Origin of the sequence: Wolbachia endosymbiont of Drosophila baimaii (assembly GCF_028982185.1) — a bacterium.
Taxonomy (GTDB): Bacteria; Pseudomonadota; Alphaproteobacteria; order Rickettsiales; family Anaplasmataceae; genus Wolbachia; species Wolbachia pipientis.
On record NZ_JAPQLE010000165.1, the window covers coordinates 1 to 5833 of the forward strand.

Consider the following 5833-nt stretch of genomic DNA (forward strand, 5'->3'; position numbering starts at 1 on the left):
ATTTGTTACCTCTCTTACCCACTCCATAATTAAACAACTCTGCAATGTCTCCTATTTGTCCTCCTAATAATGAGAATTGGTATAAGGAAGCATTTAAAGAGACAATGAAAAATCTTCAAGAGCGTTTAAAAGGAATAGAAGAAGAGAAAAAGAAGGAGACTAATCAAAAGGCAGTAGAGACGGGAATAAAAGGTATTATAAGTAGCATAAAGAATTTTTATTCTAGTATAAAATCGAACTTGGAACAGCTAGATTGGGGAACTAAACGTGGTATTATTAAAGCATTGATAGGACAAATTAACATTGGTCGTGATCAGGTAGAAGTAGGATTTCAGATCGAAGAACCAGCACAGGATGGGGGAATTCTTAATTTGTATCATTGTACCACACATCATAATAAGGGGGTTGGCAAAATGTGTCAAGCAAGTTTTTTCGTTTCTATAAATCTGGATTTCAGCGTTATGCGCTGGAATGACAACGTGAGGTAAATTTTTCAACATCCCAAAATTACAGAATTCAGTCTGTTTAATTAAGTGTGAACTGTTACACGAAAATTTTGTAAACAGATTAATATACCCTGTTTTTGCTATTCATCTAAAAATGGAACCATAGAGTACGTTGAGGAGCGTAAGCAAATTTTAATGCAAAAATTACTATCAAAAAATAGATTATGCAAGAGGTCTAATTATTCTGCCACAATTTTGCTCTATCACACTTGCCACATTTAATATTCCAGCTTCATCATAATAATTTCCAATCACTTGCAAGGCAAGTGGTAAACCCTCATTGGAGAGCCCAACAGGAACAGAAATAGCAGGCAATCCTGCCAGACTTGCCGGCACAGTAAACACATCATTGATGCACATAATTAGCGGATCTGGCTTTTCATTTAAGCCAAAAGCTTCTGTTGGAGCAGATGGCACAAGTATGTAATCTATTTTTTCAAACGCTTTTATAAAATCATTTCTGATTAATGCCCTAATGCACTGCGCTTTTTCGTAATATTCATTATAATGACCTGAAGAAAGCGCATAAGCGCCAATTAAAATTCTTCTTTTCACCTCTTTACCAAAACCTTCTGCTCTTGTTAGTGAATACATTTCTTCAAGGGTATCAGCATCAACCCTTAATCCATAACGCACACCATCGTAACGAGCAAGATTGGATGAAGTTTCAGCAGAACAGATTAAATAATAGACTGGTATTGCATATTTAGTATGTGGCAGAGTAATGTCAACAACTTCAGCGCCATTTTCTTTTAAATAGGAAGCAACTCTTTCCCAATTATGAACTATTTCCTCTGAAATTCCATCCATCCTATATTCTTTTGGTATACCAATACACTTACCCTTGACATCACCATTTATAAAGCTAGAAAATTTAGGCACTGGCTTTTCGCTCGATATTGAATCTTTTGTATCATAGCCACAAATTGCTTCCAGCATTAATGCTGAATCAGAGACAGAACGAGTAATGACTCCTGCTTGATCCAGAGAACTCGCAAATGCAATCATACCAAAACGCGAGCATCTTCCATAAGTTGGCTTTATTCCAACTACTCCACAATAAGCTGCTGGTTGGCGTACAGATCCACCGGTGTCGCTCCCTAACGCTCCAGCGCATAAAAATCCAGCAACCGATGCTGCAGATCCACCAGATGATCCACCAGGAACAACTTTTTCCCCATCGCTTTTTCTAATCCACACATTTTCAACAGGGCCAAAATAGCTATTTGTGTTCGCAGAACCCATAGCAAATTCATCCATATTAAGCTTACCGAGCATGGCTGCTCTACTTTTTAAAAGCAAGTCAGACACCGTAGATTCGTAAGTCGGAACGAAATTTTCCAGCATTTTTGAGCATGCTGTTGTTTTTATTCCTTTTGTACAGAATAGATCTTTGATGCCAACTGGTACACCCATGAGCGGCGAGATTAAATCATCCTTTTGCCTAGAGAAATGTTCATCTGCAGCTTTAGCAGCTTTCATTGCTATCTCTGGGGTTTTTGTTATAAATGCATTTAATTTCTCATTTTCAACCGCACTGATGTGCGCCTCTACGAGTTCAACGGCAGAAAAACTCCTTTTTTTGAGCCCGTCATGCATTTGTGTAATACTTAACTTTCTTAGTTCATTCATCAATATTTAATTTTTAGCAAGACGTTGATTATAACATGGCACGATAAAAAATCCATACATTTATAGTTACAGCTAGAAATGTAGCTAAGGTAACTTAGATTCACCGACAATCATCATCCCGCTACTTGTTAGCGGCTAAGAGATACCGCAGCGGTATGACGTAGAAGCTATACTTTTATACTCACCAACTCAGTATCCAATCCGGATTGTATCTTAAAAAGGTCAAAAGACTATAACAAGCAAAGGAGTGATACTGTATCTGAGTGAAAATCGTTGAGATCCCAGTGTCTGCTGCTTGCATAGCATTTATTTACAAAAAAATAGTCATGCAAGAGACTTTGCTTGGATATTTGATATAATTTAGGTCTATTAAAGCAAAAAATACTAACATGAATGAAGTGATAACATTTGGTTGTCGTCTAAATTTTTACGAGAGCGAGTTAATCAAAGAAGCATTAAAAAAAGCAAAGAGAGAAAATGTTGTTGTGGTGCATAGCTGTGCAGTGACAAACGAAGCAGAACGTCAGGTAAAGCAAAAGATACGTAAGATTTACAAAAATGATCCAAATAAAGAAATTATCGTAGTTGGTTGTGCTGTTCAGTTGGATCCAGAAGTTTACAGTAGCATTCCTGGTGTAAGTAAAGTGCTCGGTAATCAAGATAAGCTAAAAGCTGAAAATTACTTACTAAATGACGATAAAATCTTGGTCAGTGATAACCAAGTAGAACCTGTTCTAATTAATGGATTTGAAGATAAGTCAAGGGCATTTATTGAAATTCAAAATGGTTGTAATCATAGCTGCACATTTTGTTCAATTACTGAGGCAAGAGGGAATAATCGATCTGTGCCAATAAACAGTATTATAGAGCAAATCAGGATCTTTGTAGAAAATGGATATCAAGAAGTAGTGTTTACAGGGGTTGATATTACTGACTTTGGTACAGATTTGTTGGGTAAGCCATCACTTGGTTCAATGATTAGGAGAGTTTTAAAGGATATACCAGAGTTGAAGAGGCTAAGACTTTCCTCTATCGATGTTGCTGAAGTTGACGACGAATTAATGGATTTAATAGCTAATGAGTCAAGACTTATGCCTCATTTACATTTGAGTCTACAATCTGGTAATAATTTAATACTAAAGAGAATGAAGCGTCGTCACAACAGAGAACAAGTGATAGAATTTTGTCATAAAATGAAGAGCTTGAGGCCTAATATAGCATTTGGCGCTGATATTATTGCTGGATTTCCAACAGAAACTGATGAAATGTTTCAGGATACAGTTGATTTACTGAAAAAAACAAATATAGTTTACCTACATGCTTTTCCATATTCAGAGCGGAAAAATACACCTGCTGCACGAATGCCACAAGTACCAGAGAATGTGCGTAAAGAACGAGTAAAAAATTTAAGAGAAGTAAATAAAGAAATTATGAGCAGTTTTTGTCAATCCTTGATCAACACTAAGCAAAGTGTTCTGGTTGAGCAAAATAATGTCGGTAGAGCAGAAAATTTTGCATTAATAAAGCTTGAATCAAGAGCGCAAGCTAAAAGTATTGTGAAAGTTAATGTTACAGGCGTAGAGAATAATTATTTAATTGGAAATACTCTTTCTTAATTTTTGTACATTAAAGAAATATATGATATGATGGTTATACTATAAATGATAATTATGGGTTCATTTGTGATAACTAAAAGATCTATTACTTTATTTTTAATTTTCATTCCATGTGTCTATTTTTTTATTACTTATATTAGTAATAATACACACATTGAGCAGGTTATTGAAGCACAACCCTTAAAATTAGAAACAGATAATAATGAAAGTGTAATACGTTCTGAAGAGGTTACTGAAAAAGAAATACTAATAAATGATTTAAAATATCAAGAACTTGAAAGTAGTCCTATTAAGCAACCTTCTATTTTCCAAGTAGCTAATCAGAAAAATATGTGGTCACGTATTGCAGATCAAGCTGAGCCTACAAAAGAAAAATCAAAAAAACTTGATTTTTATGTTAGCGCTAACGGTGGTAAGGTATACCATGATAATTCAGAAACATTTGTAAAGGGTATACAAGAAATAGGAAAAAGAGTCCTAACTTTAGTTGAAAGTCATTATGGTTTTATAATAAAAAATATAGTGGCAGATGAAATTAAAAGTATACAGCAATTTGATGGTAAAATTGATTTCCAGTGGTTTAGCAGCATGTCTTTAGGTTACTATGCTGGAGAAAATGGTAAAATTGATTTTGAAGCCGCGTATTCTATAGCCAATATTGAAGATAGTAATTCTCCTCCGGTATTTGATAAATCAGCAAGTATATTTGCGTTTTTGTTAAACTTCTATTATAATCCCAGCGTTCAGGATACACAATTTGCTCCGTACATCGGTCTTGGTATAGGACCAACAGTTTTTAGATTAAAAAGGATTAATGGGTCACCCCAAAATTCAATGCCACTGAATGTTCCTTGGTTTGCTTATCAAATAAAACTTGGTGTTGATTATTCAATAATCCCAGAAATCAAAACCTTTCTCGGCTATCGTTATTTTAGCATTCCGACACCTATTGCAGATGACATATCTACTCACAATATTGAAGTTGGTTTGATATTTAATTTTTAGTGATAATTTAATATATATATAAACTCTTATCTTTTCTATCTAACAAACCAAATGTTGGTACGATTGTTGCTTTTAAAAAAATGACAGTTTCTACTGTTCTAATATTATTCGCTAGCCTTTTTGACTTCTGGTGCAATAAGCTTTGCTTATCTTCTCTATGTTCTATAAGCCCGCCGATTACCATAATTTCACCGCTCTTAATTTTTAACATAGAGTTCATTTCTCTGATTTCAACAATTGGAATGTCGCTATTTAATTTCATTTTACTCTGCTGTGCGACGTACTCTATATCTGGATCTTTAGTGTAGCCGTTAATTCTTGATAAAGTTGGATGTATATCCATGAATATTTCACTAGTATCAATGTTAATGCTTGGGTGGATTATTAGCACAACACCTATTGGGACGCTATTCATCTTGGTAATTAAGGTCTGATTAGAGTTTCTAGTATCTTTTTGTATATCGGAGGTAAAATAAATATGGTTTTTAGTAAATGAAATCATCGCTTGCTGATTATTTATAGCATGTACTCTGGGGCTTGAAATTACAGTTGAAGTGCCAAATTTGTCTAAATTTTTTACTAAATCTCCTAGATCATTTGCACCAAAGTTCATTGCTAGGTTAATAATGGAGTTATCTTGATTTATTATAGACTTAGTTCCATCTTGTAAGTCATTTAAGTTCATACCAGAAAGGTATTTGTCATCTAGCACAACTTCAACTATTTTTGCCTCTATCATTACTTGAGAAGACGCTAACTTCTTAACCTTATTAATATATTCTTCAACAGCTTTGTGGATATCTTTTCTAGCATTCAAAATAATAACACCAGCTTCTCTGTTGGATGAAAGGAATTCGCCATCATCCACCCCGTTAACATCCATTATTGCATTCAAGCCTTTTTCTAATGAATTCCATAAGTCACTACTGTATTGAGACTTCATAACATTGTTATAGTCCCTATCAACGTTACTTCCATCACTGTTAGTATAGCTCTTTCCATAAAAGTCCGGATGTGATAGGATAAGGATAGATGATGATAAGGAGGTTGAATGCCAGCAGCATATAGTTATGA

At 34.6% G+C, this 5833-nt stretch carries 5 protein-coding genes; 3 read left to right on the forward strand and 2 right to left on the reverse strand.

Annotated elements, in window-relative coordinates; all coding sequences use genetic code 11:
- Positions 1–44 precede the first annotated feature (44 nt).
- Positions 45–488, forward strand: coding sequence for a hypothetical protein (locus tag OZD66_RS05245; protein ID WP_275022426.1), 444 nt, complete (start codon positions 45–47; stop codon positions 486–488).
- A gap of 180 nt (positions 489–668) precedes the next feature.
- Here the strand turns inward: OZD66_RS05245 and gatA are convergent, their stop codons facing one another.
- Positions 669–2138: an Asp-tRNA(Asn)/Glu-tRNA(Gln) amidotransferase subunit GatA gene (gatA, locus tag OZD66_RS05250; protein ID WP_182366846.1), complete on the reverse strand. Its 1470-nt coding sequence runs from the start codon at positions 2136–2138 to the stop codon at positions 669–671.
- Positions 2139–2527: 389 nt separating this feature from the next.
- On the opposite strand from gatA, the gene mtaB reads away from it, so the two are divergent.
- Positions 2528–3754 (forward strand): tRNA (N(6)-L-threonylcarbamoyladenosine(37)-C(2))-methylthiotransferase MtaB, encoded by a 1227-nt coding sequence (gene mtaB, locus OZD66_RS05255; protein WP_077188084.1) that lies wholly within the window; start codon positions 2528–2530, stop codon positions 3752–3754.
- Positions 3755–3820: 66 nt separating this feature from the next.
- Positions 3821–4759 carry an outer membrane protein gene (locus tag OZD66_RS05260; RefSeq protein ID WP_182366849.1) on the forward strand — a complete coding sequence of 313 codons (939 nt, stop codon included), beginning with the start codon at positions 3821–3823 and terminating at the stop codon, positions 4757–4759.
- Between the two features lie 7 nt (positions 4760–4766).
- Here the strand turns inward: OZD66_RS05260 and OZD66_RS05265 are convergent.
- The coding region (locus OZD66_RS05265; protein WP_275022428.1) for a type II secretion system protein GspD at positions 4767–5833 on the reverse strand (1067 nt) is incomplete at its 5' end.